21 protein-coding genes and 1 tRNA gene are annotated in these 26812 nt (G+C 60.2%); 13 read left to right on the top strand and 9 right to left on the bottom strand.

Features of this window, described 5'->3' with window-relative positions:
* Positions 1–49: 49 nt before the first annotated feature.
* A complete protein-coding gene (locus tag GGR28_RS16215; RefSeq protein ID WP_183496870.1) occupies positions 50–1108 on the bottom strand; it encodes an App1 family protein in 1059 nt (352 codons plus the stop codon).
* 235 nt (positions 1109–1343) lie between these two features.
* Here GGR28_RS16215 and GGR28_RS16210 point away from each other — a divergent pair, with 235 nt between their 5' ends.
* Entirely contained in the window at positions 1344–2180 is an 837-nt protein-coding gene (locus tag GGR28_RS16210; protein WP_183496869.1) for a lipid A deacylase LpxR family protein, read from the top strand.
* A gap of 253 nt (positions 2181–2433) precedes the next feature.
* Positions 2434–4650: a trypsin-like peptidase domain-containing protein gene (locus GGR28_RS18910; protein WP_221233922.1), complete on the top strand. Its 2217-nt coding sequence runs from the start codon at positions 2434–2436 to the stop codon at positions 4648–4650.
* Between the two features lie 6 nt (positions 4651–4656).
* Here GGR28_RS18910 and ribA read toward each other — a convergent pair whose 3' ends face one another.
* The 4 genes from ribA to GGR28_RS16185 form a co-directional block, all read right to left on the bottom strand.
* Positions 4657–5289 carry a GTP cyclohydrolase II gene (gene ribA / locus GGR28_RS16200; protein ID WP_183496868.1) on the bottom strand — a complete coding sequence of 211 codons (633 nt, stop codon included), beginning with the start codon at positions 5287–5289 and terminating at the stop codon, positions 4657–4659.
* Between the two features lie 137 nt (positions 5290–5426).
* Positions 5427–7850: a zinc-dependent metalloprotease gene (locus GGR28_RS16195; RefSeq protein WP_183496867.1), complete on the bottom strand. Its 2424-nt coding sequence runs from the start codon at positions 7848–7850 to the stop codon at positions 5427–5429.
* A 137-nt stretch (positions 7851–7987) separates the two neighbouring features.
* The gene (locus tag GGR28_RS16190; protein ID WP_183496866.1) at positions 7988–8623 is read right to left on the bottom strand and encodes a peroxiredoxin; all 636 of its coding nucleotides are present in this window, start codon (positions 8621–8623) and stop codon (positions 7988–7990) included.
* 62 nt (positions 8624–8685) lie between these two features.
* Positions 8686–9768 (bottom strand): phosphotriesterase family protein, encoded by a 1083-nt coding sequence (locus GGR28_RS16185; protein ID WP_183496865.1) that lies wholly within the window; start codon positions 9766–9768, stop codon positions 8686–8688.
* A gap of 94 nt (positions 9769–9862) precedes the next feature.
* On the opposite strand from GGR28_RS16185, the gene GGR28_RS16180 reads away from it, so the two are divergent.
* On the top strand, positions 9863–10654 hold the full coding sequence (locus GGR28_RS16180; protein WP_183496864.1) for a class I SAM-dependent methyltransferase: 792 nt from the start codon (positions 9863–9865) through the stop codon (positions 10652–10654).
* Between the two features lie 44 nt (positions 10655–10698).
* On the opposite strand, the gene GGR28_RS16175 is transcribed toward GGR28_RS16180, so the two are convergent.
* Positions 10699–10772 (bottom strand) — tRNA-Ala (locus tag GGR28_RS16175).
* A 198-nt stretch (positions 10773–10970) separates the two neighbouring features.
* Here GGR28_RS16175 and GGR28_RS16170 point away from each other — a divergent pair.
* The 3 genes from GGR28_RS16170 (at position 10971) to GGR28_RS16160 (ending at position 12891) form a co-directional block, all read left to right on the top strand.
* On the top strand, positions 10971–11441 hold the full coding sequence (locus GGR28_RS16170; RefSeq protein WP_221233921.1) for a DUF1573 domain-containing protein: 471 nt from the start codon (positions 10971–10973) through the stop codon (positions 11439–11441).
* Between the two features lie 68 nt (positions 11442–11509).
* A complete protein-coding gene (locus GGR28_RS16165; protein ID WP_183496863.1) occupies positions 11510–12094 on the top strand; it encodes a hypothetical protein in 585 nt (194 codons plus the stop codon).
* A complete protein-coding gene (locus GGR28_RS16160; RefSeq protein ID WP_183496862.1) occupies positions 12094–12891 on the top strand; it encodes a LytTR family DNA-binding domain-containing protein in 798 nt (265 codons plus the stop codon). The genes GGR28_RS16165 and GGR28_RS16160 overlap by 1 nt, the downstream gene beginning before the upstream one ends.
* Here GGR28_RS16160 and GGR28_RS16155 read toward each other — a convergent pair.
* Entirely contained in the window at positions 12867–13220 is a 354-nt protein-coding gene (locus GGR28_RS16155; protein WP_183496861.1) for a transmembrane 220 family protein, read from the bottom strand. The genes GGR28_RS16160 and GGR28_RS16155 overlap by 25 nt on opposite strands.
* Positions 13221–13248: 28 nt before the next feature.
* Between GGR28_RS16155 and GGR28_RS16150 the strand changes: the two genes are divergently transcribed.
* Positions 13249–14160: an aldo/keto reductase gene (locus GGR28_RS16150; protein WP_183496860.1), complete on the top strand. Its 912-nt coding sequence runs from the start codon at positions 13249–13251 to the stop codon at positions 14158–14160.
* A 22-nt stretch (positions 14161–14182) separates the two neighbouring features.
* Here the strand turns inward: GGR28_RS16150 and GGR28_RS16145 are convergent, their stop codons facing one another.
* Positions 14183–15409 (bottom strand): metallophosphoesterase, encoded by a 1227-nt coding sequence (locus GGR28_RS16145; RefSeq protein ID WP_183496859.1) that lies wholly within the window; start codon positions 15407–15409, stop codon positions 14183–14185.
* Between the two features lie 101 nt (positions 15410–15510).
* Here GGR28_RS16145 and GGR28_RS16140 point away from each other — a divergent pair, with 101 nt between their 5' ends.
* Entirely contained in the window at positions 15511–16266 is a 756-nt protein-coding gene (locus GGR28_RS16140; RefSeq protein WP_183496858.1) for a head GIN domain-containing protein, read from the top strand.
* A gap of 15 nt (positions 16267–16281) precedes the next feature.
* Here GGR28_RS16140 and priA read toward each other — a convergent pair whose 3' ends face one another.
* Entirely contained in the window at positions 16282–18756 is a 2475-nt protein-coding gene (gene priA / locus GGR28_RS16135) for a replication restart helicase PriA (RefSeq protein WP_319936742.1), read from the bottom strand.
* 131 nt (positions 18757–18887) lie between these two features.
* Here priA and GGR28_RS16130 point away from each other — a divergent pair, with 131 nt between their 5' ends.
* The 5 genes from GGR28_RS16130 (at position 18888) to treZ (ending at position 26806) form a co-directional block, all read left to right on the top strand.
* Positions 18888–19391 carry a dihydrofolate reductase gene (locus GGR28_RS16130; protein WP_183496856.1) on the top strand — a complete coding sequence of 168 codons (504 nt, stop codon included), beginning with the start codon at positions 18888–18890 and terminating at the stop codon, positions 19389–19391.
* A 75-nt stretch (positions 19392–19466) separates the two neighbouring features.
* A complete protein-coding gene (locus GGR28_RS16125; RefSeq protein ID WP_183496855.1) occupies positions 19467–20810 on the top strand; it encodes a DUF2851 family protein in 1344 nt (447 codons plus the stop codon).
* 95 nt (positions 20811–20905) lie between these two features.
* A complete protein-coding gene (gene mutS / locus GGR28_RS16120; RefSeq protein ID WP_183497035.1) occupies positions 20906–23521 on the top strand; it encodes a DNA mismatch repair protein MutS in 2616 nt (871 codons plus the stop codon).
* 36 nt (positions 23522–23557) lie between these two features.
* Positions 23558–25003, top strand: coding sequence for a dihydrolipoyl dehydrogenase family protein (locus GGR28_RS16115; protein WP_183496854.1), 1446 nt, complete (start codon positions 23558–23560; stop codon positions 25001–25003).
* Between the two features lie 24 nt (positions 25004–25027).
* The gene (gene treZ, locus GGR28_RS16110; RefSeq protein WP_183496853.1) at positions 25028–26806 is read left to right on the top strand and encodes a malto-oligosyltrehalose trehalohydrolase; all 1779 of its coding nucleotides are present in this window, start codon (positions 25028–25030) and stop codon (positions 26804–26806) included.
* Positions 26807–26812 lie beyond the last annotated feature (6 nt).

Here is a 26812-nt window from a genome sequence, read left to right as displayed (position 1 = left end):
AAATCTGCCAAAATCTGCGTTAAAAAAATCCTGAAGGCGAAGCCGTGACCTACTGGATCCACCCCTCCATCCGCGCATGCGCCGCCGCCTCCTCGTAACTCCCCACCAGCTTCACGTTGATGTTGCTGATGTCTTCAATGAGGTCCTCGATCCGTTGTGCCCGTAGCTCGTGCTGCACGTCCCGGATATAAATACACAGGATGCGTTCGGGATTGTTCCGGGCAGCCTCCAGGTAGATATCGGTGTCCGCCTCCCCGCTGTCGCCTAGTAAGATAAATGGCAGGTGAGGGTAGGTCGACAAGATCTTATCCACCATATCCGCCTTGTGCGTTTTGTAGGAAGTAACTGTATCCTCGGCCGGCAGCCCGAAATCGCGCAGCATGATCGGCCCCCGGGGCAGGTGGTTGATGTGCAGAAAATCGAGCAGGAGGTCGTACAGGTTCCAGGGGCTATTGCTGACGTAAAAGAAAGGATTGAAGCCCTCCGCATCCGGTCCCCCCTGCAGCGCCAAATAAAAGTCTGACACCCCCTCGAAGGCCCGGCGGTTGCTGGCGTTTTTGAGCAGGGTGTGCATCATCGCCTTCAGCTTAAAGCGGCTGGTCACGTCGGTCTTCAGGATGGTATCGTCGATGTCGCTGATGATTCCAAACTCCGCTTCGCGGGGTAGGATCACGTCGGAGTGGCTTACATAATCCACTCTGCCGTCCAGGGGCGTCTCGATCACGCGTACGGTCGCTTCCTGCCACAGTTCATCGTCGAGTTTGGGGGCTTCGTCCGGGTCACAGGCGTGCTCGATGTAGAAATAGCCCTCGCTGTCGGTCGTGCGCTCGAAGGTGTGTCCTCCCCAGGTGATTTCCACCTTCGCGTCGTTGATCTCACGGCTGTTGAAGCGCTTGAAGTTGTTGACGATGTTGTGCCACAGCTGGTCGCGTTCGTTGCGGGCGATGCCGCGGTCGCGCAGTACCCGTCCGGTGAGGTACAGAAAATCCGGCCGGCCGAAGCCGATGTAGTTGGCGACGTCGATGGGTTTATCGTGGCCCCAGCGCAGGCGGTCGACGAGGTTGTCCCACTCGCGGTGGAGGTCCTTGGAGAGTTTGGTGAGGGGCATGTATTTGCTTTGGTTTGCGGAGGCAAAGGTGCGCTTTACGAAGTTTTTCGTTGCGCCTTTGTTCACTCGGGCGGGAGCAGGGTGTTTCTTGGTTGACCGCAGATTGGGCGCGGATTTAATTCGCGGATTGTCGCAGATTAGGGGGAAAGCGGCAAACGTAAAATCTCCGCCCATCCCAAATTCGTAACTCTACGGGATGGTGTGGAAAGGAATTTTTGCCGTAGCTCTGATGTGGATGTCGTTACCGCTTCTTACCCAGGAGGCGGACAGCCATTTCGTCCGACTCACCTACGCCAACGATTATTTTACGGCGACGGATTACTATTTCACCCAGGGCATTCGGCTGGAGTACGGTCGCCGGCACCGTCGCTTTTTCGTAGCGCAGGAGGGGTATACGCCTACGAGCATTCGGGCGGACCAAATTTTGGTGGGTGATCGTCCCTACGCGGGCGCATTGTTTATCGGTTACGGTATGGCGGACCGGGCGGCGGGGCGCGGGTGCAATGCTTGTGATGAGGCGCAATATTCTTGGGAAATAAGCCTCGGTGTGATCGGCCCCGCTTCGCTGGCTGCGGCCGAGCAGAAGTGGATTCACCGGCAGACGGGCAACGTGGAGCCCCGGGGGTGGAAGTACCAGATCGAGAATGACCTTCTACTGAACGCAAAGCTTCAATTGGCACAGCCCCTAGTGACCGCGAGGCACTTCAGTGTTCGGGGAGTAGCTGCTACTGAGGTGGGGACGTATCGCATTCACACTGAGTTTTCGTTACCTACCGAAGTAGGATGGCTACCCACCGCAGCTCGCAAGGGTGGGACCTGGCTTTATTTCCGACCCGCGTTCCGGCTGGTTGGCTACGATGCTACGCTACAGGGCGGAATCTTTAATGGCGGTCGGAGTCCCTATACCTTAGTGGGCAGTCAGCTAAGTCGAATGGTCGGGACCGTGACGGGGGGCGTTCACTTTGGGGTAGCGGGCATCTCGGTGGACTTTTCCCACACCTATCTGAGTAAGGAATTCCAAAGTGGACGCTCGCATGCCTGGGGGACGGTGGTGCTCGGCTATTCGTGGTGAGACGTTTCTTTTTTTAACTCAGATGGAGCGCGGATTTAATTCGTTGAAAGACGCGGATACGAGGGTTGGAGTCATTGCCCCCCTCCGCCCCCCCCCGATAGCTATCGGGGCTATCGGGGCTATCCGAGCTACCGGGGATGCCCGTAAAATTTTCTGACAGCCGAGCGTAACGGCATACCGTCCGGGGACATAAAACCTCACCGAGCCCTGTCGTATGGGGAACCTACACCTATCACCCACAATGCTTAGCACTATGAAAAAGAAGGAGAAGACCCCCAGGAACGACATGCCGCAGGAAGAAATGGGGGGCGATCCACACCAGGAAAACCGCGACCCGATGGCCCAGTCCGATATGTCCGACGGCAGCACGGAAGAAATGCAGGACGGAAACACGTCGAGTGAAGAGATGCCCGATCCCAATGCCCCCACTTCCACTGCCGATACCTCCGCGGACGACATGCCCGCCGATGACATGATGGGTGCGGATTCGGGTGCAGAGCGGTTGATCAGTACCAGGGCGAAACTGCCGGTGGCCTTCAGCAGCAAGCACGACCAGTTGTTTCCTCCCATGCCCGTCTCTGCCGGAAGCGGGGGCGACGTAATGGAAATGATGGCACGCAGCGAAATTTCGTACGCCGAGTTACTCGAAAGTCAGTGCGGCAATACCGATGATTCCCAACCGGTAGAGCAGTACGACGGCACCCTGGGCGTCACGACGGCCTTCGTGGGACAACACCAGCGGCCGGTCGGTCAGCTTCAGTGGAACACCAATCTTGCCACCATCTATACCAATCCCGGTAACGTTGCAGGAGTGCGGTGGTGTACGGGTACGCTGATTAGCAACGACCTGTTCATCACCGCCGGCCACTGCTTCGATCAGAATGCCGGTACCTGGCAGCTTCCCCGAATCAACGGTACGAACACCGTCATCTCGTCGGCCGAGATTGCTTCGGTGATGCACGTCAACTTCAATTACCAGGTCGATCCGTCCAACAATCCGCGGATAGAGCAGGAATTTCCCATCCTCGACCTCCTCGAGTACCGATTGGGTGGGCTGGACTACGCCATCGTCCGCCTCGGTGGTAACCCGGGAGCCACCTTCGGCCAGACGGAGGTGTCGGACGTAGATGCGACGGAATCGGAAATGATCTGCATCATCGGACACCCGGCCGGACTGCCCAAGCGGATCGAGGCCGGCCCCGTCACCGATCTCCACGGCAATCAGATCGGCTACAACGACATCGATACCTTGGGCGGCAACTCGGGATCGGGTATCCTGCAGGCATCGACCGGGCGAATCGTAGGCATCCACACGAATGGGGGGTGCACTGCTTCGGACCCCAATCCCGATGCCAACCACAACCACGGCGTACGAATTTCTTCCATCCGCCGGCAATCCCCGATCCTTCAGAATTTAGGCGCTTCCCGACCCTCCTCCGGACCGGTGGTAGCGTGGGGCGCAAATCGCCTGGATGCCTTCGTCATCGGCACCAACTCGGCGCTCTACCACAAGTGGTGGAACGGTTCGGCCTGGGGACCATCGGTTTCCGGTTACGAAGCCATGGGCGGAACGATCATAGGCCGGGCGGAAGCCGTCGCCTGGGGCCCCAATCGCCTGGACGTCTTCGTGATCGGCACCAACTCGGCGCTCTACCATAAGTGGTGGAACGGCTCCGCCTGGGGGCCCTCCCTGACCGGCTACGAAGCCATGGGCGGTACCATCATCGGTCACCCACGGGCCGTTGCCTGGGGCCCGAACCGACTCGACGTCTTCGTCATCGGCACCAACTCGGGACTCTATCACAAGTGGTGGAACGGCTCCGCCTGGGGACCCTCCCTGACCGGCTACGAGTCCATGGGCGGCAAAATTATCGGCGACCCCGAGGTTGTTTCCTGGGGACCGAACCGCCTGGACGTCTTCGTCATCGGCACCAACTCGGCGCTCTACCACAAGTGGTGGAACGGTTCGGCCTGGGGGCCCTCCCTGACGGGCTACGAAGCTATGGGCGGCACCATCATTGGTCAGCCGCGGGCTGTTGCCTGGGGCCCGAACCGCCTAGATGTCTTTGTAATTGGTACCGACGCTGCCCTTTACCACAAGTGGTGGAACGGCTCCAGCTGGGGCCCTTCCCTGACCGGCTACGAGTTCATGGGCGGCAAAATAATCGGTGACCCCGAGGTCGTTTCCTGGGGCCCGAACCGCCTGGATATCTTTGTAATCGGGACCGACTCTGCCCTTTACCACAAGTGGTGGAACGGTTCCAGCTGGGGTCCTTCCCTGACCGGCTACGAATCGCTCGGCGGCACGATCATCGGTCAGCCGCGAGTAGTCTCCTGGGGCCCGAACCGACTGGACATCTTCGTCATCGGCACCGATTCGGCGCTGTACCATAAGTGGTGGAACGGCTCCGCCTGGGGACCCTCAAAACTCGGTTGGGAAAAGCTGGGTGGCGTAATCACCAGATTCTAACCAAAGCTACTTCAACCAGTGGCCCATTCCGACCAGCTTGGTCTTTAGATAGGCCTCGCTTTCCTGAACCGGGGGAACGATGATCGGTAGTCGCCGCACCACCTCAATGGGGCCCTCGTCGAAGGAGTCGACCTTGAGGGGATTATTGGTGAGCAGCTGGATCTTACGGATGCCCAGATCCCGCAGGATGCCCTGGGCAACACCGTAGTGGCGGCCGTCCACCTCCAGTCCGAGGTGAATATTGGCCTCGATGGTGTCGAAGCCCTGATCCTGTAGTTGGTAGGCCTTCAGCTTATTAATAATGCCGATGCCGCGCCCTTCCTGTCGCAAGTAAATGACGACGCCCTTACCGGCCTGAACCATTCGCAGGGAGCGATCGAGTTGCTCGCCGCAGTCGCAACGCATGGAGCCGAACAGGTCGCCTGTAATGCACTCGGAGTGCAGCCGCACGATCACTTCGCTGTTGGGGTCCATTTCGGGGTGCACCAGGGCCAGGTGCGGGGTATAGTCTTCCGCATCGCCGGCGTAGGCGACCATACGGAAGGTGCCGTAGGGGGTCGGTATGAGTGCTTCGGCGCGGCGGGTAGCGTCGGAGATTTCGGACGGTGGAAGTAGAATGGGGTCGCCGTGCTCGGGCATAAGGTCGGGATCGAGGTTATCGTGTTAGGGTAACGCCTGGAGGCACGGGGGGTTGTATCAATGCTTTTTCCAAACGCAAGCCGCCCGTATCCGGCGGGGCGGATACGGGCGGCTTGCTCAACAAGACGGTAGGGCAATTACTTCCCCGTCATCGCCTCCAGTCCGGTAAGCGCCACGCGGATGTGCTGGTCGAGCTCACCGCGGTGACCCTGTACCAGCAGATCGTCGTTCTGCTTGCCGGCGGCCAGCTGGCGCTGGATCTGGTTGAGGTTGGCGCGCACTCCGGCCTTTACGTCGGCGGTTGCTTCCTCGTTGGTGAGGAGCTTGGTCAGCGTTTCCACGTAAGCGGCCTGGAGCGTCCGTCCGTAGCTGCTGTTCGTGTTGGCGGGGGTGAAGACGCCGGAGCGGGTGTCATTCATCAGGTCCATGATGCCGTAGGCATTGGCGTCGCGGGACCGCTGCTCCACCAGTCGGTTCAAACGATCGTCGTTCATCAGAGTACGCAGGGCACTGGCCTGTAGTCCGGCGATCTTTTCGGCTACGCCGGTAGCGGAGATACGTTGCAGGATGTTTTCGTCGATCAGCCACTCGGGAGTGGTGAAGATCTGCTCGTTGATGAATTTCACGGCGGCCTGCTGCTTTTCCTTGCTCAGGGTTTCGTACACGACTTTGTTTTCGTCGCTGCTCCGTTGCCACTCATACACCGAGCCGACATTGCTGGCAACGTGACCGGTATAGCGACGTAGCTGTCCGACCACGTTGTCGTACACTTCCTCCAGGTTGTCGAAGTACTTGCCGTCTTCGGCCATCCATTCCGGTAGCTTGGGGACGATGCGCTTCAGGTTGGCGATGCCGAGGGTGGAAGCGAGTACGGCATCATCACCGATGTCTTCGGTCTGGGCGCTGGCGTCGTAACCGGCGCGGGTCTGGCGACCATAACGGTAGCGGGGATCGTCGGCCTTCTCCTTGATCATGGCGTTGAGGATTTCGTGATCTTCAGCCACGGAGCCGGCTTCGGGAATGGGCAGGTAACCGTAGCGGATGGCGTAGTAGTCGTACACGCCGATCTTGGGCATGAGGCCAACGCCTTCGTCCTCCGGCTGCGCGACGTAGTTAAAGCGGGCGTAATCCATGATGCTGGGCGCCACGCCGTTCTCCTGTACGAAGCCGGGTGTGCGTAGTTGCTCGACGGTGTAGGCCGGACTGCTACCCATATTGTGGGGCAATCCCAGCGTATGTCCCACCTCGTGGGCGGAGACGAAGCGAATTAGCTTACCCATCACCTCCCGCTCAAATTTGGGGGTACGTGCCTCGGGATTCACGGCGGCAGTCTGGATTAGGTACCAGTTGCGCAACAGGTTCATCACGTTGTGGTACCAAATGATGTCGCTCTCGAGGATCTCACCCGTACGGGGGTCGTGAACGTGGGGTCCCATGGCATTCTGGATGTCGGTAGTCACGTAGCGGATCACGCTGTATCGGACATCCTCCGGGCTCCAGTCGGGATCTTCCGCCTTCGTGGGAGCGTCCTTGGCCATGATGGCGTTCTTCAGACCGATGGCCTCGAAGGCCTGCTGCCAGTCGTCAACGCCCTGCTTGATGTAGGGCACCCATTCGGTCGGAGTAGCGGGATCGATATAGTAAACGATCGGCTTCTTCACGTCGACCAGTTCGCCGCGCTCCCAGGCTTCCATGTCTACCGGCTCCAGGCGCCAGCGGGTGATGAAACGCTGCTTCTCGGCGCGCTGGGCATCGAGGCCGTAGTTGGTTTGCTCGATGCTGAAGTAGCCCACCCGGGGGTCGTACTGCCGCGGCGTCATTTTCTCGGCGGGCAGCAGAATAAAGCTCTGGTTCATCTCCACGGAAAGCGTACCGGTGACCTGATTATCGGGCAGCTTGTCGCCCTTGTAGGTCAGCACATGTCGCACTTCCACGTTTCCGGGGAAGGACTTGACGGACATGATCAGGCTGCGGTCCTTGTCCAGCCCTTTGATGCCGAAGTTCTTACGGTCATCGTCGTCAATCGCGCCGATCATCGGCTCGTCGTTGGTGAAGAAGGGGGTCACATCGAAAACCACCGAGCTGCTGTCCTTACCGTAGGCCTTCACGTCGAAGGTGGCTACGATGGGCTCGAAGTTGTTGTTCCTGACCGACTGGTACACCGGCAGGTCTTCACTGGCCACGCTATTGTAGCTGACGCTGCGCAGGAGCACTTTCTCACCGTGCTTCTGCCACCGCACGACTTGCTGGGGCCGGCTACGCATTCCCGCACCGCCGAAGTTCAATCCCTTCACGTGTCCGCTGATGCGGCTTACGATCAGGATCTCCTGGTTCATCAGGGCAAGGGGCAGTTCAAAGTAGGTCTTGCCTTCCTTCTCGATCACGTCAAAAAGGCCGGTCTGGGCCTTAGCGTCTTTCAACAGATCTTTATAGGCGTTCTTGTCTTTTTTCTTGTCGTCGGATTTTTCCGTCTTCTCGCCGTCCTCCTGCGCGTACAGGGTATTCAGGGCGGGTGCGCAGGTGCAGAGAAAAAAGGTTAAAAGCAGAGTAAGTTGGTTCATGTAGGATTGGTTGGGGATGGAGGTAATTAGTACGGTAGTCTGTTAGTCGGGTAGTACGTTAGTCTGTTAGTAGTGCAGTACGCGTTTAAAGTACTAACCCCCTAAACGACTAACGTACTAAACGACTACCGTACTACCTACCGATTCGGTTGTGGTGTCGTGCGCAGGTAAGAGCGTATCTCCTTATGCCCCTTCGGGAACTTGTCGGGGATGTCTTCGGTGGCGATGCTGGGACTTACGACTACGTCTTCGCCGTCTTTCCAGTCAACGGGGGTGGCGACGCTGTAGTTGTCGGTGAGCTGGAGGCTGTCGAGTACGCGGAGGATCTCCTGGAAGTTGCGGCCGGTGGAGGGCGGGTAGGTGAGGGTGAGGCGGACCTTGCGGTTGGGGTCGATGATGTACACGGAGCGGACGGTGAATTTATCGTCGGCTTCGGGGTGGATCATGTCGTAGGCAACGGCCACCTTGCGGTCGTGGTCGGCGATGATGGGGAAGTTCATCGTGACGTTCTGGGTGTCTTCGATGTCCTTTACCCAGCCCCTGTGGCTCTCGAGGTCGTCGACGCTCAGGGCGATCACCTTTGCGTTGCGTTGTTCGAACTGTTCCTTCAGCTGGGCGGTGCGGCCGAGCTCGGTGGTGCAGACGGGGGTGTAGTCGCTGGGGTGGCTGTACAGTACGACCCACTGGTCGCCGGCCCAGTCGTAAAAGTTGATGTCGCCCTCGGTGGTCTGGGCATCGAAATTGGGTGCGGTTTCTCCTAAGCGTAATGGCATGGCTGGATGGTGTTGGTGTGAAGTATGTTAACGCGGGAGCCGCCGGTGGGTTGAACGCTCGCTTAGTCCAGCAACTGTCGGGAAAGGGTGAAATAGCGGGCGGGATTGTCGACGGTGAGGACAGTGATCTCGGCGGGAGAGAGCCCGTGAGCCCGCAGTAGGGGCAGGAAGCTATTGGAGATGATGTCCATCGGCCGTCTCACCGTGCCTTCGGGCGGGAAACTGCTGCCGTCGTGGCTGATGATCACCCGGCCGAGCAAGTCCGCTTCCCGGAGCGCAAGGAGGTGGTTCAGGTGGCGGTCAAGGGTGTCGCTGCCCTGCATTCGGCCGTTTGCGAAGTAGGGTGTTTTGATGCCATCCAGACTGATCCAGGCTCCCCGGCGGGCGACTTCGATGAGGTCCTGGGCGTCGGGGGTGTTCTGGGCGTGGGTCCAGGTCCAGGCACCGGGGGCAACGCCTTCCTCCACCAGTAGGTCGAGTTGTTGGCGGGCGGCGGGGGCATTGTCGCCGGTGTGGGCCTTGATGGTCAATCCGGTGGCGCGGTGGGTGAGGGCGGCGGCGCGCACGAGTTTGGCGTCGATGGGGGAGAGGGGTCCACCGTCGACCGCGACCTTGATGAAGCCAGGCCGTATGCCAGTACCTCCGATGCCGTCGGCAAATTCCGCGATCCACCGCTCCGCAATCTCCTCCGCGCTAAGCCGGTAAGCCTCCTCCGGAACGTAACGATCGTCCGCGGCCCCGTACCAGCCCGTGTTGGTGAGAAGGTGAAGTCCGGATGCCTCCGATAATTTTCGCAACAATGCCGGCGCGCGACCGAAGGAGTAAGCCGTACAGTCGGCCACCGCCCCTACGCCCAGTTCCCGGAGATACGTGAGATAGGGTACGACTTCCTCAACCATCGCCGCTTCATCGTACTCCGGTGGCTCAACCGGGTCGATCCCGAAGCGCGACAGTACGTGCTCGTGCGGCAGGCAGAATCCGAGCTCCTCCGGAGCGATGGGGCCATTAACGGTCATGACCTGTCCCGCCGCTTGCTTTCCGCTGCCCCACGGAACGTCACCAGGCCCGGGTAGTCCCATGCCGGCCCCAACGGTCAGTACGGCACATGATTTAATAAATGACCTTCTGGTGGGTGAGCTTGGCATGAGTGAAGATTGGGTGTAATCGATGTAATTTACGAACGTCCTTTCATTGCACCTGCGCCCCCGATAGCTATCGTGGCCGTCTAATATTTATACGATGGACGATTACCTCAGCCACAACCGCGCCCACTGGAACGCCCGCACGCCCGCCCACCTGCAGAGCGATTTTTACGACGTGGAGGGCTGGCTGGCGGGGAAGGATAGCCTGCGCGAAATCGAACTGGCCCTGCTTCCCGCCGACCTGACCGGCCTGCGCCTCCTCCACCTGCAGTGCCACTTCGGTCAGGATACGCTGTCACTGGCCCGCCGCGGTGCGATCGTTACTGGTGTTGATTTGAGCAACGCCGCCATCGCTGCCGCCCGGGATCTTGCCGAACGGGCCGGCCTGGATGCCCGCTTTATTTGCTGCGACTTGTACAGCCTGCCCGACCACCTGGACGAGACCTTCGACCTGGTCTTCACCAGCTACGGCACCATCGGCTGGCTGCCGGATATCGGTCGCTGGGCGGAGATCGTGCGTCGCTACCTTAGACCGGACGGCACCTTCGTCTTTGCCGAATTTCATCCCTTCGTGTGGCTGTGGAATGAAGATCGCACCGCTATCCAATACGGCTACTTCGGCGGGCAGCCCATCGTGGAGGACGTCGAGGGCAGCTACACCGATAAAAGCGAAGGGGTAAGGGGCAAAATGATCAGCTGGGACCACCCGGTCAGTTCCGTGATCGGGGCGCTGCTCGAACGGGGGCTACGGCTGGAAACGTTTGAAGAGTACGACTACGCACCCTACGATTGCTTTCCCGATACAGTCAGAGTAGGGGAGCAGCGGTGGCAACTGAAGCAGCTGCCGGGCCTGATCCCGCTGACCTACGCCCTGCGGATGAGGGGGTAAACGAACAACGCCCCCGGGACCGAAGTACCGAGGGCGTCGAGGGGTGGAGAATACCGGAGTCGAACCGGTGACCTCTTGCATGCCATGCAAGCGCTCTAGCCAGCTGAGCTAATCCCCCATTGCTGTCTTAGCGGTCGCAAAGATACGTGCACCCGGGGCAAATCTCAAAGCCGTCCCCCCAAAAGTTTTTACATCACTTTAACAAGAGCACACCCGTACCTAAATCATCTTTTGCGGCGTTGTGACGTTGTATTGCCGGCCGGCGGTAGTGATTGCCCGCCCCGCCGTATCTTACACCCGAGAAAAATCAACGAACATGATGCGTATTTTCACCCTCCTCGCGCTCTTTTCCTGCTTGTCCTTTGCCGTGACCGCACAGGAAGCCGTCCCGGCCGGAGAAGAGATGGCCGCCGCCGCTACCGCCGGCATGACCTTCGAGCAAACCGAGATCGACTACGGAACCATCGAGCAAAACGCCGATCCCTACCGGGTCTTTACTTTCACGAATACCGGTACCGAGCCGCTGATCATCACCAACGCCGTCGGCTCCTGCGGTTGTACCGTCCCGTCCTACAGCAAGGCACCCGTCGCTCCCGGTGAAACCGGTGAAGTGAAGGTTCGCTACGCCACCGACCGGCTTGGCAAGTTCCGCAAGCGCGTTACCCTGACCACCAACGTCAGCAAGGAGCCCATCGTGCTCACCATCATGGGGGAAGTACTCGACAAGCCCGCCCAGCCCGAGGCCGTACCCGCCGGTGACGCCGGAATGTTCAACAACGGAAACTAAGTAGCCCACCCGGTTACGGTAAAATGCCCCCTTCCGCTCGCGGAAGGGGGCATTTTTTATATTTGGGCATGGATTACCGCCAGAAAAGTCTCCGCAACCTCGCCGCGCGCAACGGGTACCAGTTCCTACCCGACGACGACCACGGGCTGCACCGCCAGCTGGAGGGATTTCGGCTGGCCGACCGGGGCCGCAACAACACCATTTCCAATATTCTGCGCATTCAGCAGGGACTGCTGGATCATGACGTCCACATCTTCGATTACCACTACACGGAGTACGCCAGTAAGCACCCCGTTTACCAGACCGTGCTCTTCCTGCAGAGCCAGCGGCTCGTACTCCCCGAGCTGTGCCTCCAACCCGAAACCCTAGTACATAAACTGGGCGAGCTGTTCGGGATCCACGACATCGACTTCGTCCGCTACCCCAAGTTCAGCAAGCAGTACCGACTCACCGGCGACGATGAGCACTTCATTCGCCACCACTTCAACGACCAGGTACTTAACTACTTTACCCTCAACAAGGGCTGGTCGCTGGAGGGCGTCGGCTACTACCTGCTGCTCTACAAACGGGGCCTACTGCTCCCCCCCGAGGAGATCGAGCCCCTGTACCGCAAAGCACTGGAAGTAAGCACCCTTTTCTCTACGGTCGGCTGATGCAACGTCGCAACCCCTTTCGCCGCCCTTTCCCCGACAGAACCTTTGGCCGGTCGGTCGTGCTGGGCCACGTCCGGACTGCCGCATTCGTCTTTGTTGCCCTGCTGTTTCTCTTTCCGGTGCCCCGCGCCCTAGCTTACGGATTGGTCACCTTCGCGATTGCCGTGACCTACAGCTACCTGACCGAACGGCTTGGGGTACAACGAACGGGGCGGCAGTGGACCATGGCGCGCTGGACACTTGACCAGGCGGTGCTGCTGCTACTGGTCTCCGCGGCCTGTTTTTTGCTGTACAACTATACCGTCGGCTGGACGGTCCTCAACCTCAGGGTCTTCCTCTACATTTCCCTGCCCACGGTGCTGGTGGGCCTGCTGCCCATTGTCTTTAGCGGGGTGGCCGTACAGTTGCGGGCGGAAGGGGAGAACCAGCGTTTGGCCGTCGGGCTGCAACCCTACCTGCTGAGGAAAGCACCGCCATCTACCGATGAAGCAATTCATTTGGGCGGGGTCGCGGGTGCGGAGGTCGTTCCGCAAAGCATAGCTTATGGGACGGCAATCTCAGCGAAAGCCACACGTATTTATACCGATACGGGAGAACAAAACCTACCGCTTACGCTGGTGGAGGTCGTCGATCTCCTCGCTTCCTACGGCCTTGTCCAGTGCCACATCCGGTACCTGGTCAATCCGGCAAAAGCCGGTGCTGTTGCGGCCGATGCGCAGGGGGTATGGATACACTTCTCCGGACTCGACGCTGCGGTTCCGGTGGGCCGGACCTACCTGGGTAACTTAAAGGCGTAAACGCCCAGCGTTATGCTGGTGATCAGCAGGCCGAAAAATTCCCGGGTCAGTTCGATGTGGGGCGACTCGGCCGTCATCTGGCCGGCGATGGTGGGCATCCCCTCACCGATCCAGGTGAGGAGATCGGGTAGGAGGGTAGCCATCCAGATCACCGCAACGGCGAGGCCGGCGTAAACCAACCACCGTGGCGGCCGCGAGAAGGCCCACCAACCGGCGACGACTGCCACCGTACCGTACATCGCTATCCAGGCGGGCCAGTCCGGGTCGTTCAGTTGCCAAAAAGCAAAGAGGGCAAAAAGCAGGGCTACTACCAGGTGGAAATATCTCATATCAATCGGTTGTCGTAAAATTACGCCAATGAACGCAGCACAACGCACCCTTAGTCCTGACGGACCCCAACTCTCCGAAATTGTCGCCGGCACCATGACCTGGGGCGAGTGGGGAGCCAACTACGATACCACCACCATTGCCGATCTGATCGGTCACTGCCTCGACCTGGGCATCACCACCTTCGACCACGCCGACATCTACGGCGACTACACGACCGAGGAAGCCTTCGGCAAGGCCCTCAGTCAGTATGGTTCCAGCGCCCGCGATCAGATCCAGCTCGTCACGAAGTGTGGCATTCAGCTCATTACCGCCAACCGTTCCGCTACCCGGGTGACCCACTACGACAGCAGCCGGGACCACATCATCGCCTCCGCCGAGCGCAGCCTGCAGAACTTGCATACGGATTACCTGGACCTGCTACTCGTTCACCGCCCGGATCCGCTGATGGACCCCGAGGAGATCGCCGCAGCCTTTGCCGAGCTCAAACAATCCGGCAAGGTGCGCTACTTCGGTGTCAGCAACTTTACGCCGAGCCAGTTCGATCTGCTGAACGCCCACGCCGATCTGGTCACCAATCAGGTCGAATGCCACCCGCTTCACTCCGATCCCTTCTTCGACGGGACCTACGATCAGTGTCAGCACCACAGCCTGCGCCCCATGGTATGGAGCCCGCTCGGCGGCAGTGCTTACTTCAAGGGGGAGGGCACCAACGTACTTCGCCTACGCGAAAAGGTCAAAGAGATTGGGACTCACTACGGCGTTGACGAAGACGTCATCCTACTTGCCTGGTGCCGCAAGCATCCCACCCGGCCCATTCCCGTGATCGGCACGACGAAAAAGGAGCGAATCTCACAGGCAGTACGGGCTCTGGATATCGACCTTGACCGCCAGGAGTGGTTCGAAATTCTGGAGGCCGGACGGGGACACCGGGTGGCGTGAGTTGACGGTGCGCCGGAAGAGACTAGGCTTTTGTTAGAGTAAGGACGGTCACCTCGGGCAGGATGCCCACGCGACCGGGATATCCGAGAAAGCCGAGGCCACGATTTACGTACAGCGACTGGGTGCCCTTACGGTAAAGACCGGCCCACTGGTCGTATACGTACTGGGCGGGGGACCACTGGAAGCCGGGAATATCTACCCCGAACTGGAAGCCGTGGGTGTGACCGCTGAGGGTAAGGTCGATGTCCGGATAATCGGGGCGGACGAGGGCGTCCCAGCTGGTGGGATCGTGGCTGAGGAGGACCTTGCAGTCGCAGTCGTCGGTGCCGGCCACGGCGGTATCGAGGTGGCCGTATTTGGGAAAGCGCAGCACGGCCGACCAGTTTTCGATACCAATGATGGCTAGGCGGTGGCCGTTGATGTCGATTTTGCGGTGTTCGTCGCGGAGCAGGTCCCAGCCGAGACGGGCGTGGATGTCGTAGAGCTGCTCCATGTTGGCGACTTTCGCGGCTTCGTCGGGCCACTGGACGTAGTCGCCGTAGTCGTGGTTGCCCAGGGTGCTGTACACCCCGTACTTACCCTTTATCTCCTTGAAGATGTCGACGTAGGGAAGCATTTCCTCGGAGCGGTTATTGACCAAATCACCGGTGAAAACAACGATGTCCCCTTCTTCCTGATTGATCATGCGCACTGCGTCGTGGAGGGGGGAGGAGCGCGTCCAGCTGCCGGAGTGCATGTCGCTGATCTGGACGATCTTGACGCCCTCCAGTCCGTCGGGCAGGTCCTTGACCGGAACATTTACGGCAAACCGACGGTAGCGGTAGGCGTTGCGGACCATGCCATAGGTGAGGGTTACCAGCGGCACGCCACCGGCCACGAGGGCAGCCTTGCTCAGGAAGCGGCTGCGGGAAACGTCGCGGTCCGTGACCGGGCTTACTTTATCCATTATCCACTTGCCCCCCCGCCGCAGGTCGTCGATCAGCAGGAAGATCACCACCGGCACTTTGCTCAGGTATAGAATGAAGACCGCGGCCCGGGAATACGTCTTGGCGAAATTCGACCAGGACTCCGTCACTTCGAAAACGTTCAGGAAGATAAAGGCGAAGGAGGCCACGGCGAGCGTCCAGTAAATTGCGGCTCCGGCCGTGCGCACGCCCCGGCTGTAGAGCGACAACCAATTGCGAAGGGCAAGAAAGGCGTAACCGTCGAGCACCAGCATCAGCGCGAGCAAAAAAATCAGTCTAGACATGGTGGCAGTAACAAAGCGCAGAAAAAAAAGATGCCCGGACCGTGCAACCGGACCGTCACAAGGACGTCCTTTGGTGCGTAATCAACCCTCAATCGACAGCTATGAAAAACCTGACCTTCCTACTCTTCCTCCTGCTCACGACGCTGCCTCTGGCCGCCCAGGTCGAGGTAAACAACGGCGGCTGGATGGACCGCTGGACCGGCGAACGCGTCAAGGGCAACGGCGACCTTATCACCCAGGAACGGGATATAGACGGCTTCACCGGGATCAAGTCCTGCTGTTCGTTCAAGGTGGAACTGGCGCAGAGCGACGACTTCAGCGTGCGGGTCGAAGCCGAGAGCAACCTACAGGAGTTTATCGTCACCGAAGTGCGCGGTAAAACCCTGCACATCAAGTACAGCGACGACGCCAATTTCAAGTCGACCGAGGATATTCGGGTCTACGTATCCCTCCCCCTGCTCGAGGGGATCGATGCGTCCAGCAGCTCCCGGGTGCGGGGCACGACGCCCTTCCGCGGCGATGAACTCGACCTCGACGTGAGCAGCTCGGCCGACATCAGCGTCGACTTCTCCGGCAGTCGGGTCAACCTCGACGCCAGCAGCTCCGGCAGCATCGAAGTCCGGGGTACCGCCAGCCGGGTCACCGCGGACGCAAGCAGTGCCAGCAGCATCGACGCCAGCGACCTGGAGGCGGAAGACGGCGTGGCCGACGTAAGCAGCGCCGCCAGCATTAAACTACGCACCACCAAGACCCTGCGGGCGGACGCCAGTTCCGCCGGCTCCGTTCACTATTCCGGAAATCCCCAGGATGTGATCACCGACACCAGCAGCGCCGGACGGGTAAGGAGCAGCAACTAACCTTTGCTCTAGTAATCAGTAGGGGTCCACATCAATCACCACCCTGACTCCGGTGAGTCCCTGCGTCTGTCCCAATTTATCGGTTGCCCGCCGAAGGAGGTCCTTCACCCGCCGCATCTCTCCGGCACTGGGCGGGAAGCGCACGACCATATCCTGTAGGTAATAGGTGCGCAGCCGGGCCACGCTGGGTTCGAAGGGGCCCTCGAGCCGGTCGCCCAGGCTGTGGGCCAGCCAGGTTCCCATGAGTTTTGCCGCTTCCTCGACCGTGTTGCGGCGGGTGTGCCGCAGCTGTATCCGGATCATTTTACGGTAGGGGGGAAAGTGTAGGCCCGACCGGTGGCCCGCCTCCCGCTGAATAAAATTGTCGTAATCCGCCGCCAGCACGTCGGTGAGTACCGGATGGTTGCCCTCGTGGGCCTGGATGACGACCTTGCCCCGGCGGTCCCGGCGCCCGGCCCGCCCGGCTACCTGCAGCATCAGCTGGAAGGCCCGCTCGTCGGCCCGAAAATCGGGAAAACGCAGCAGCTGGTCGGCACTGATCACGCCCACCAGTCCGACCCGCTCGAAGTCGAGCCCCTTGGTCACCATCTGGGTACCGACCAGGATGTCCAGTTCCCCCACCTCGAACTTTTCGATGAGCTTGCCCAGTGCGTGCTTGCCGCGGGTGGTGTCGAGGTCCATGCGGGCGATCCGGGCATCCGGCAGGAAAATTTTGAGCTCGTCCTCGATCTTTTCGGTGCCCGTGCCGCTGAGCTTGAGCTGCAACTCGCCGCAGGCCGGACAACTTTCCGGGGGTGCCGTCACGTAGCCGCAGCAGTGACAGCGCAAGCGGTGCTGGTACTTGTGGTAGGTGAGGCTCACGTCGCAGTTGACGCACTGCACGGTGTATTCGCAGGTCGGACAGAAGTAGACCGGCGCGAATCCCCGGCGGTTCTGAAACAGAATGACCTGCTCGCCACGCTCGATGGTTCGGCGCATTTCGGCCAGCAGGGTAGGGGTGAAAAAAGGATGATGCATCCCCTTTTCGTCCGTTTCCCGGCTGTCAGCGATCACGACCTCCGGCGGGGCGATGCCACCGAAGCGCTCGGTCATGCGTACCAGCCCGTACTTTCCGGCGGCGGCATTTTCCCAGCTTTCCAGGCTCGGGGTGGCACTGCCGAGGATGGCCCGGGCCCCGTGCTGGTGAGCGAGGTACATCGCCACGTCGCGGCCGTTGTAGCGCGGACTCGGATCGTGTTGTTTAAAGGAAGGATCGTGCTCCTCGTCGACGACCACCAGCCCCAGATTCGTGAAGGGCAGGAAGAGGGCCGAACGGGGACCCACGACGGAAGTTTTTCCCGACAGCACCGCTTTCCATATCTCCACCCGCTCCATATTATTGAGCCGGCTGTGGTAGACCATGATCCGGTCGCCGAGCACCCGTTGCAATCGCTTAATGATCTGGCCGGTCAGGGCGATTTCGGGCAGGAGGTACAGCACCTGTTGGTCGGCCGCGATGGCTTCTTGCATTAGCTCCAGATAAACCCGGGTCTTGCCACTGCTGGTTACGCCATGGATGAGAGCTGGTTTCCCCAATTCATGGCACCTGCGTACCCCGCCCAGTGCTTCCCGTTGTTGAGCGCTGAGTTCGCCGGCCTCGGCGGTGGCTTCTTCCCCCCCGATGCGGCTGATCTCCCGGTCGTAGAACTCGAAGATCTCCTTCTTGACCATTGCCTTAATGACGGCGTCGGAGGCACCCGTGCGCTTGCTCAGGTCGGTGCGACGGACGTAGGGCTGGGTGCGGCTGTACTGCATGAATTCGAGCAGTACGGCCGTCTGTTTTTCCGACCGCGATACCTTGTCGAAGGCCGCGATCCGTTCGGCTTCGGTGCGGCACTGCGGGCTGAAGCGGACGCACTTTACCTCCAGCGCTTTGTAGCGATCGGTCATCTCCTCCTTAGGGAAGATTACGTGGCGGTCTAGTAGGCTGCGGATGACCGGGTAGACCGTTTTGCGCTGCAGGATGTCACGGATGTTCTTGAGCGACAGTTCCGACTGCAGCGTGAGCGCCTCCACGACCAGGTACTCGTCTTCGTCGAGCTGGGTCACGTCGTCGCTGAACATCGGTCCCAGGGTAATGATGGTTTCGCTGGCCATTTTCAGGTGGCTGGGCAGGCCGGCGGTCATCACCTCGCCGAGGGTGCAGCAGTAGTATTCGGCCATCCAGTCCCAGAGCTCCAACTGCCGGATCGTGAGTAGGGGCTCCAAGTCGATGACGCTCAGGATCGGCTTCGTTTTGAAGTTGGGCTGCTTGCCGTGCATCCGCCTGATGATGCCGGCGTAGTGCTTGTTTTTGCTGAATTGGACCTCCACGCGCTGGCCTTCCCGTAGCTGTCCGACAAACTCCTCGGGCACGGCGTAGGTGTAGGTGCGGGCCAGCGACAGGGGCAGGATTACGTCGGCATAGACGGTGCCGCGGTCGGTCGTGTCGTCAGAAGCAGTTCGTGTCACCGGGGAGTTTACCATAATTTGTTGCAAATATACGTTTGATTCCGGCCCTGCGGACTTTTTCGGCTGCCGCCCTTACATTACTTTTGGGCGGGTACGCGGGAGCAATGTCGTTTCCGTCAGCCAAGTTTACCATGAAGCTCTCAGCTATCGTCGCTACCGACCGTCGGAATACCATTGGCAAGAACGGTGAAATTCCCTGGTACCTGCCCGCCGACTTGCGGTACTTCAAGCGGACGACGCTGGGCCATCCCGTAGTGATGGGGCGCAAGACCTTCCGCAGCATCGGCATCCCCCTGCCGGGACGCACGAACATCGTACTGACCCGCGACCCCTTCTTCACGGCTTCGGGAGTGGTGGTGGTGCACAGCGTACGCGAGGCCCTGGCCCACCCGGCCGTGACCGAAGCCGACGAAACATTTATCGTTGGTGGCGGCGACATTTACACCGCTACGCTGCCCCTGGTCACCACTGTTTACCGCACCATTGTGGGAACGGATATTCCGGACGGTGACGCGTTCTTTCCGGAACTGCCCCCCACCGAATGGCGCGAAGTCTGGAGCGAAGCCCACCGGCCCGACAAAAAAAACGCACTCGCTTACCGCTACTCCCGGTTGGAACGGTACGCCGAAAAATAAATAAACAAAAAGTTGCATTTTATTTTTTTGGGTACGTAATTGCAAACATATTGTTTGTGATAACCACCAGAGAAAATGAAAGAAGATTTCCTCCACTACCTGTGGCGGCTGGCCCGTTTCGACCTGCGCGATCTCCGCACGACGGAAGGGGAGCCCATTACCATTCAGCAGTTCGGTACCCATAATTCCAATGCCGGCCCGGATTTTGACGACGCCCGTATTCAGATCGGGGGGTTGCAGTGGGCCGGCAGGGTCGAAATGCACCTTTACAGCAGGGAGTGGTACGACCACGGCCACGATACGGATCCCGCCTACGACGGCGTCATTCTCCACGTCGTGCTGGAAGAGGACCGTCCGGTGTACCGCACCGACGGCAGCCGCATTCCCTGCCTCGAACTCCGCGACCGAATCCCCGCCGGCGTCCGCAACAGCTACTGGCGCTTGATGCACAACGAGTACTGGGTGCCCTGCCAGACGCAACTGCAGTACGCAAGCGACGGAATCCGGACAGTCTGGCTGCAACGCATACTGGCCGAGCGGCTGACCCGGCGGGGAGAGGAATTTGCCGCACTGCTGCAATCCTGCGACCGCGACTGGGAGGAAGCCTTTTACCGATCCGTGGCTCGCGCCATGGGTGGAAAGGTGAACGGCGAGGCGATGCAGATGCTTGCCACCTCTCTTCCCCTGCGGATCATACTGAGGCACAAGCACAGTCTGCTGCAGTTGGAAGCCTTATTGTTCGGCCAGTCAGGCTTGCTACCCGACGAAGCGGACGGAGAGGCGGCTTACCTGACGCAACTGCGCAGGGAATACGCGCTGCTCCGGGTGAAGCATGACCTGCGACCGATCCCCGCAACCGCGTGGCGATTCCTGCGGATGCGCCCCAACAATTTTCCAACGGTGCGCATCGCCCAGCTGGCCTGTCTGTACTATCGCAGCGGACAGCTCTTCGGCAAGGCGCTGGCCGCGGCAAATGAGCGGGAACTGCGCAACATGTTTGACGTGAGTCTCAGCAATTACTGGCGTACCCATTACCGTTTCGGCACGCCTGCGGATGCGAGCGACCGCCGACTGGGGGAGCAGGCCGTGCGGTCCATTCTCATCAACGCCGTGGTTCCGGCCTACTTTACTTACGGACGGCTGCGGTCGGACCAGCGCTACCACGACCGCTCCATCGAGCTGCTCGAGGCCCTGCCACCGGAGCGCAACCAAGTGGTCAAGAAGTGGCGCGAACTGGGCTGGGCGGCTGCGGATGCCGGAGAAAGTCAGGCACTGCTGGAACTCAAAAAGAATTACTGCGACGCGACCCGGTGCACCAGCTGCACCATCGGCTGCCGCATAATGGGGCGCTCCGACCCGGGGGCGGCACCGCTGCTTACGGTCAATGAGGAGGCCCGGGCGTACCGACTGGCCGGATAGTTCGGGGCGGCCTGCCCGCTTTTCTTACCTTCGCCCTTCCGTAAAATTCGTCTTCTCCCGTGGCCAAAAGCAAGTCCAAAAAAGTGACGCCCCTGATGGCGCAGTACAATCAGGTGAAAGCCAAACACCCGGACGCCCTGCTGCTCTACCGGGTCGGGGACTTCTACGAAACCTTCGGCGAAGACGCGGTTAAAACGGCCCAGGTACTCGGCATCACGCTCACCAGCCGTAACAATGGGGGCAGCGACGTGGAGCTGGCGGGCTTTCCCTACCACAGCGTCGATATGTACCTGCCGCGACTGGTGCGGGCCGGCTACCGGGTAGCCATCTGCGAACAACTGGAGAAACCGTCTAAGGACAAGAAAATCGTGAAGCGGGGCGTGACGGAGATCGTGACCCCCGGCCTGGCGGTCGACGACCAGTTGCTCGTGCACAACAGCAATAACTTCCTGGCGTGTGTGGTCTTCGGTCGGGGAAAGAACGCCCCCTGCGGACTCAGTCTGCTCGACCTCAGTACCGGAGAATTTTTGGTCGCGGAAGGACCGGAAGATTACATCGACAAACTCCTCCAGAGCTTCCAGCCTAAAGAAGTGGTAGTGGGCAAGGACCGGCGCAAGAATTTCGAGCGGGTGTTCGGCGACCGCTTTTACCTAACGCCGCTCGATGAATGGGTCTTTACGACCGACTACACCGACGAGAAGTTGCTCAAACAGTTCAAAGCCGCCAGCCTGAAGGGCTTTGGGGTGGAGGATCTACGGGTGGCACGCATCGCCGCCGGTGCCGCGCTGCACTACCTCGAAACGACCGAGAACCGGAACCTGAAACACATCAACCGCATCGGTCGGCTGGCCAGCGAGCGCTACGTATGGTTGGATCGCTTCACCATCCGCAACCTGGAATTGATCCATAGCCCCCACGACCACGGGGTTTCCCTGATTCACATTCTGGATAAGACGGTCACCCCGATGGGGGGAAGGCTGCTGCGCAAGTGGGTCGTGCTGCCGCTGAAGGACATTAAGGAGATCCGCGGGCGGCACGAGGCGGTGCGTACGTTCGTGGAAAGCCCCGGCCTGCTTCAGGACCTAAATGCTTCCCTACAGCAGATCGGTGACGTAGAGCGGCTTATCTCCAAGGTGCCTTTGGGCAAGGTGAATCCCCGGGAGATACGGGCACTCAGTACCGCCCTCTGCGCGATGGGACCCATCCGCGACCTCCTACAGGATTCAACGAGCAAGGTGCTAAGGACGCTGGCGGACCGACTCGATCCCCTGCCCGGCGTTTGTGACGAGATCGAAAACCGGATCCGGAAGGAGCCCGCCGTCAACCTGAATAAGGGGGGCGTCATTGCCGACGGCTTCGACGAGGAACTGGATGAGTTGCGCGACATCACCCGCAACAGCAAGAACCGGCTGGCCGCCATTCAGCAGCGGGAAGCCGAGCGGACGGGAATCAGCAGCCTGAAAATCGGCTTCAACAACGTCTTCGGCTACTACCTCGAAGTAACGAACAAGCACAAAAACAGCGTCCCGGCGGAGTGGACCCGCAAGCAAACCCTGACCAACGCCGAGCGCTACATCACCGAAGAACTGAAGGTACTGGAGGACAAGATCCTCAACGCCGAAGACAAAATTCTGCAGCGGGAAGAGCAACTGTACGAAGCACTGGTGATGTGGTTGCAGGATTACATCGCCCCGGTCCAGCGCAATGCCGCCCTCCTGGCCCGTATGGACTGTCTGCTCTCCTTTGCCAAAGTAGCCAACCGGTCTCGCTATACTGAACCGCAAATGGACGACAGCCAGGACATTGAGATCGAGCAGGGACGGCACCCCGTCATCGAGCGTCAGTTGCAGGTGGGGGAGCAATACGTTCCTAACAACGTTCGACTCGATCCCAACGATCAGCAGATCATCATGATCACCGGCCCGAATATGGCGGGTAAGTCGGCCCTGCTTCGGCAGACCGCCCTCATCTGCCTGCTGGCCCAGATGGGTAGTTTCGTGCCGGCCGAGCGGGCGCGGATCGGTATCGTCGACCGGGTATTTACGCGGGTGGGTGCCAGCGACAACATCAGCAGCGGAGAATCCACTTTCATGGTAGAGATGAACGAGACGGCCTCGATCATGAACAACATCACCGACCGCAGCCTCATTTTGCTCGATGAGATCGGTCGGGGCACGAGCACCTTCGACGGCATTTCGATCGCCTGGGCCATCGCCGAATACCTACACAACAACGGTCGGGCGCGCCCCAAGACCCTCTTTGCCACCCACTATCACGAACTCAACGAGCTGGCGGGGAGTCTGAGCCGGATCCACAACTACTCCATTGCCATCAAGGAGCACGGCAACCGGATCATTTTCCTGCGCAAACTGGTGCCGGGCGGAAGCCAGCATAGCTTTGGTATTCACGTGGCCCAGATGGCGGGCATGCCCGCCTCCATCGTGGATCGCGCCGGTAGTATCCTGGCCCAGCTGGAGCAACAGCACCTGACGGAAGCTTACGAACCGCAGGAAGGTCACCCGGTCACCCGCCCCCCCGCCACCACCCAACTCAGCGCGGAGGCCATGCAGCTGAGCATTTTCGAAGCCAGCGATCCCACGGCGGGCCGCCTGCGGGAGTTGCTCGACAACGTCAGCATCAACAATATGACCCCGATCGAATGTATGCTCAAGCTGCAGGAGCTGAAGGAGATTGCCGAGGCGGCCGATTAGAGCAAACAATTGTCCCGGTAGGTCGCTTGTGCAAGTATGGCAAATTACACCCACGATCTGATCGTGATCGGCGCCGGGTCTGGCGGACTCGGAGCCGCGGGCTTCGGCGGAGCGATCGGGCTCAACGTAGCACTGATCGACCGGACGGAAAAGAACTTTGGTGGCGACTGCCTGAACTACGGCTGCGTGCCAAGCAAAGCCCTGTTGCACGTCGCGGCTCAGTTTGCGGGGGCCCGCGCGGCGGAAAAATTCGGGCTGCGGACCGAGGGGAAGGCAGACTTCAAACGGGTCATGCAGTACATCCACGAGCGGCAGGACATCATCCGCAAGCACGAGTCCCCCGATTACCTGAGCGAAGAATACGGGCTCGACTGCCACATCGGAGAGGCCATGCTCACCGGTCCCCGGGAAGTGACGGTGAACGGGCAAAAATTATCCGCCCCCCGCATCGTACTGGCAACGGGATCGAAACCCGGCCACATGTCCGTCCCCGGATCGGAGCTGGTGAAGCAGTACGACAACGAATCCGTCTTCACCGAGCTAGATGAGTTGCCCGAAAAACTGCTCATCGTCGGAGGCGGCCCCAACGCCTGTGAGATGGCGCAGGCCTTCCGACGGCTCGGCAGCGAAGTGACCGTGCTGAACCGTGGTGAGCGAATTTTGGACAAGGACCCCGCGGAAGCCGCAGCCGTACTACAACGAAAACTCGATGGCGAGGGCGTAGATATTCGCCACCAGACCGAGATCAAGCGATTCAAGGACGAGCGCACCGCCGTCCTCGTCCAGGACGGTGCGCCCGCCGGCGAAGTGGAGTTCACCCACCTGATCGTCGCCATCGGTCGGCGGGTAACGACGAAGGGACTGGGGCTGGAACTGGCCGGAGTGCACACGAAGGAGGGTAAGATCGTAGTGGACGACTACTACCGCACATCCAATAAAGCCATCTTCGCCGTAGGCGATGCCTACGGCCAGGAGATGTTCAGCCACGGCGCGGAGAAGCACAACACCGACCTGTGGACCAACCTGCTCAGTCCCATCGACCGCAAGCACAAGCTGCAACACTTCAGCTGGGTGACCTTCACCGATCCGGAGGTAGCAACCTTCGGACTCACCCCCCGGCAACTGGAAGAGCAGGGCATCGACTACGAAACGGTGCAGCAGTCCTTTGACCACGACGACCGGGCCGTAGCGGCTGATTACCGGGACTCGGTGCTGATCCTCTACATCGCCAAGACCTCCTTCGGAAGCGGAAAATTGCTCGGTGGCACCATGGCCGCCCCGGGGGCCGGGGAAATGATTCAGGAACTGTTGTTGTTGAATATGCTCGATCTCGATTACGGGAAGCTGACCAATAAGCTGTACGCTTACCCCGTCGGAAGCCGCATCAACCAGAAGCCCGCCCGGGACCGTGCCCAGCAACGGCTCCTCTCCCCGCTCAGCAAGCGGGCGCTGCAAATCGCCTATCGGCTGCAAAATCGCTAAGGCGGCACAATTACTTACGTACCCATGTCAGAATTTCCAAGCTTTCCCTACCTCCCCCTGGGCCCCCTGCCGATGGATGCATCCGGCAATCGGCGCTTCCGCATTTGGGCGCCATCCGTCAAGAAACTGCAACTGGCCCTCCTGACGGCGGACCGTCCAAGGGTGCACGAGATGAAGCAGGAAGGGGATGGATACCTGCTCTCCGAACCGCTTACCGTCCCGGCCGGCACCCGCTACGGCTACTACCGCAACGGAAAGCACGATAAGCTTTATCCCGATCCCGCCAGTCGCTACCAACCCGAGGGGGTACATGGTCCCAGCGAGGTGATCGACCTTGAGACCGTCGGCACTACCGACTGGCGCGGAAGGGGCCTCGCCGGGGGGGCAATCTACGAACTACACGTAGGCACCTTCACTCCGGAAGGCACCTTTCGGGCCGCCACCGACCGGCTGGATTACCTGCAGGACCTTGGGGTGAACATCCTGGAGATCATGCCGCTGAACCAGACGCCGGGCGACCGCAACTGGGGCTACGACGGCGTATTGCCCTTTGCCCTCTTTCGGGCCTACGGAAGACCGGAAGACCTGCGCGATTTCATCAAAGCCGCCCACGGCCGGGGAATTGCCGTGCTCATTGATGTGATCTACAATCACCTCGGACCGGAAGGAAACTACCTGCCTAAGTTTTTCCCCGTCTTTACCGAGCAACACCACACGCCCTGGGGGTCGGCCATCAACTTCGACGACCGGCAGGCCGACGGAGTGAGAAACTACTGGCTGCAGAATGTGCGCCTGTGGCTGGAGGAATACGGCGCCGACGGACTGCGCATCGATGCGGTCCACGCCATCAAGGATTACTCCGCCGAACATTTCCTGGAGTCGCTCTCGACCGTAGCCGACGAGATCGGTCAGCGGCAGAATCGCGAAATGATCCTCATTGCCGAGTGCGACCTTAACGCCCCGCGGTACATCCTTCCCCGCGAACGGGGAGGCTACGGCATGAGCGGACAGTGGGTCGATGAGTTTCACCACGCCCTGCACGCCGTCGTGACCGGAGAAAGCCGTGGATACTATGAGGATTTTGGCCAAGTCGAGCACCTGGCCAAGGCCCTGCGCGACGGCTACGTCTACACCGGACAGTATTCCCCTCACCGCCAGCGCAACTTCGGCGTGCCCCCCCGCTCCGATCTGTTTCCGGCCCAGTTCGTCGTGTTTCTCCAGAATCACGATCAGGTGGGAAACCGCATGATCGGCGACCGCCTCAGCGAAAACATTCCCGAAGACAAGTACCTGCTGGCCGCCGCTACCTACCTGCTCTCCCCCTTTACGCCCCTGATCTTCATGGGGGAGGAATACGGCGAGCGCAACCGATTTCCCTACTTCGTACACCACGGCGACGACGGGCTCATCGAGGCGGTCCGCAGGGGGCGCGCCGCCGAGTTTGCCGCCTTCCAGCACGAAGGGCATACCGTACCCGATCCCCAGGCGAAGGAAACCTTCCAGTCTGCCAAATTGAGCTGGGAGAAAAATGCCAGGGTCGCCGAGCTTTACCGTACCGCCCTGCACCTGCGCGCCGCCGCCCCGACCGACTACACCTTTGCCGACATCAGCGTCGATCAGGCCGGCACCCTGATCACCTGGACCGTCGCCGGAAGCCCCTACCTCCACTGCGCCAACTTCGGCGACGCCGCACTTACGGTTGAAGTGCCCGGCCGGATCCTGCTCCAGACCAACGGAGCCACCCGTACGGACCGACACCTCCACCTACCGGCCTGGGGATTTGCCACCCTCGCTACCCAATAATTACCC

Origin of the sequence: Neolewinella aquimaris, from assembly GCF_014197245.1 — a bacterium.
GTDB classification, from domain to species: Bacteria; Bacteroidota; Bacteroidia; order Chitinophagales; family Saprospiraceae; genus Neolewinella; species Neolewinella aquimaris.
This window is presented reverse-complemented; position numbering and strand designations above follow the sequence as displayed.

Coding starts and splice junctions, on each gene's coding strand:
- GGR28_RS16165 (WP_183496863.1), top strand. CDS start 11,510: ATGGATTACCGCCAGAAAAGTCTCCGCAACCTCGCCGCGCGCAACGGG.
- GGR28_RS16190 (WP_183496866.1), bottom strand. CDS start 8,623: ATGCCATTACGCTTAGGAGAAACCGCACCCAATTTCGATGCCCAGACC.
- GGR28_RS16145 (WP_183496859.1), bottom strand. CDS start 15,409: ATGTCTAGACTGATTTTTTTGCTCGCGCTGATGCTGGTGCTCGACGGT.
- treZ (WP_183496853.1), top strand. CDS start 25,028: ATGTCAGAATTTCCAAGCTTTCCCTACCTCCCCCTGGGCCCCCTGCCG.
- GGR28_RS16125 (WP_183496855.1), top strand. CDS start 19,467: ATGAAAGAAGATTTCCTCCACTACCTGTGGCGGCTGGCCCGTTTCGAC.
- GGR28_RS16140 (WP_183496858.1), top strand. CDS start 15,511: ATGAAAAACCTGACCTTCCTACTCTTCCTCCTGCTCACGACGCTGCCT.
- GGR28_RS16195 (WP_183496867.1), bottom strand. CDS start 7,850: ATGAACCAACTTACTCTGCTTTTAACCTTTTTTCTCTGCACCTGCGCA.
- GGR28_RS16170 (WP_221233921.1), top strand. CDS start 10,971: ATGATGCGTATTTTCACCCTCCTCGCGCTCTTTTCCTGCTTGTCCTTT.
- GGR28_RS16185 (WP_183496865.1), bottom strand. CDS start 9,768: ATGCCAAGCTCACCCACCAGAAGGTCATTTATTAAATCATGTGCCGTA.
- GGR28_RS16210 (WP_183496869.1), top strand. CDS start 1,344: ATGTCGTTACCGCTTCTTACCCAGGAGGCGGACAGCCATTTCGTCCGA.
- GGR28_RS18910 (WP_221233922.1), top strand. CDS start 2,434: ATGAAAAAGAAGGAGAAGACCCCCAGGAACGACATGCCGCAGGAAGAA.
- GGR28_RS16150 (WP_183496860.1), top strand. CDS start 13,249: ATGAACGCAGCACAACGCACCCTTAGTCCTGACGGACCCCAACTCTCC.
- GGR28_RS16160 (WP_183496862.1), top strand. CDS start 12,094: ATGCAACGTCGCAACCCCTTTCGCCGCCCTTTCCCCGACAGAACCTTT.
- GGR28_RS16130 (WP_183496856.1), top strand. CDS start 18,888: ATGAAGCTCTCAGCTATCGTCGCTACCGACCGTCGGAATACCATTGGC.
- mutS (WP_183497035.1), top strand. CDS start 20,906: ATGGCGCAGTACAATCAGGTGAAAGCCAAACACCCGGACGCCCTGCTG.
- GGR28_RS16180 (WP_183496864.1), top strand. CDS start 9,863: ATGGACGATTACCTCAGCCACAACCGCGCCCACTGGAACGCCCGCACG.
- ribA (WP_183496868.1), bottom strand. CDS start 5,289: ATGCCCGAGCACGGCGACCCCATTCTACTTCCACCGTCCGAAATCTCC.
- GGR28_RS16115 (WP_183496854.1), top strand. CDS start 23,558: ATGGCAAATTACACCCACGATCTGATCGTGATCGGCGCCGGGTCTGGC.
- GGR28_RS16155 (WP_183496861.1), bottom strand. CDS start 13,220: ATGAGATATTTCCACCTGGTAGTAGCCCTGCTTTTTGCCCTCTTTGCT.
- GGR28_RS16215 (WP_183496870.1), bottom strand. CDS start 1,108: ATGCCCCTCACCAAACTCTCCAAGGACCTCCACCGCGAGTGGGACAAC.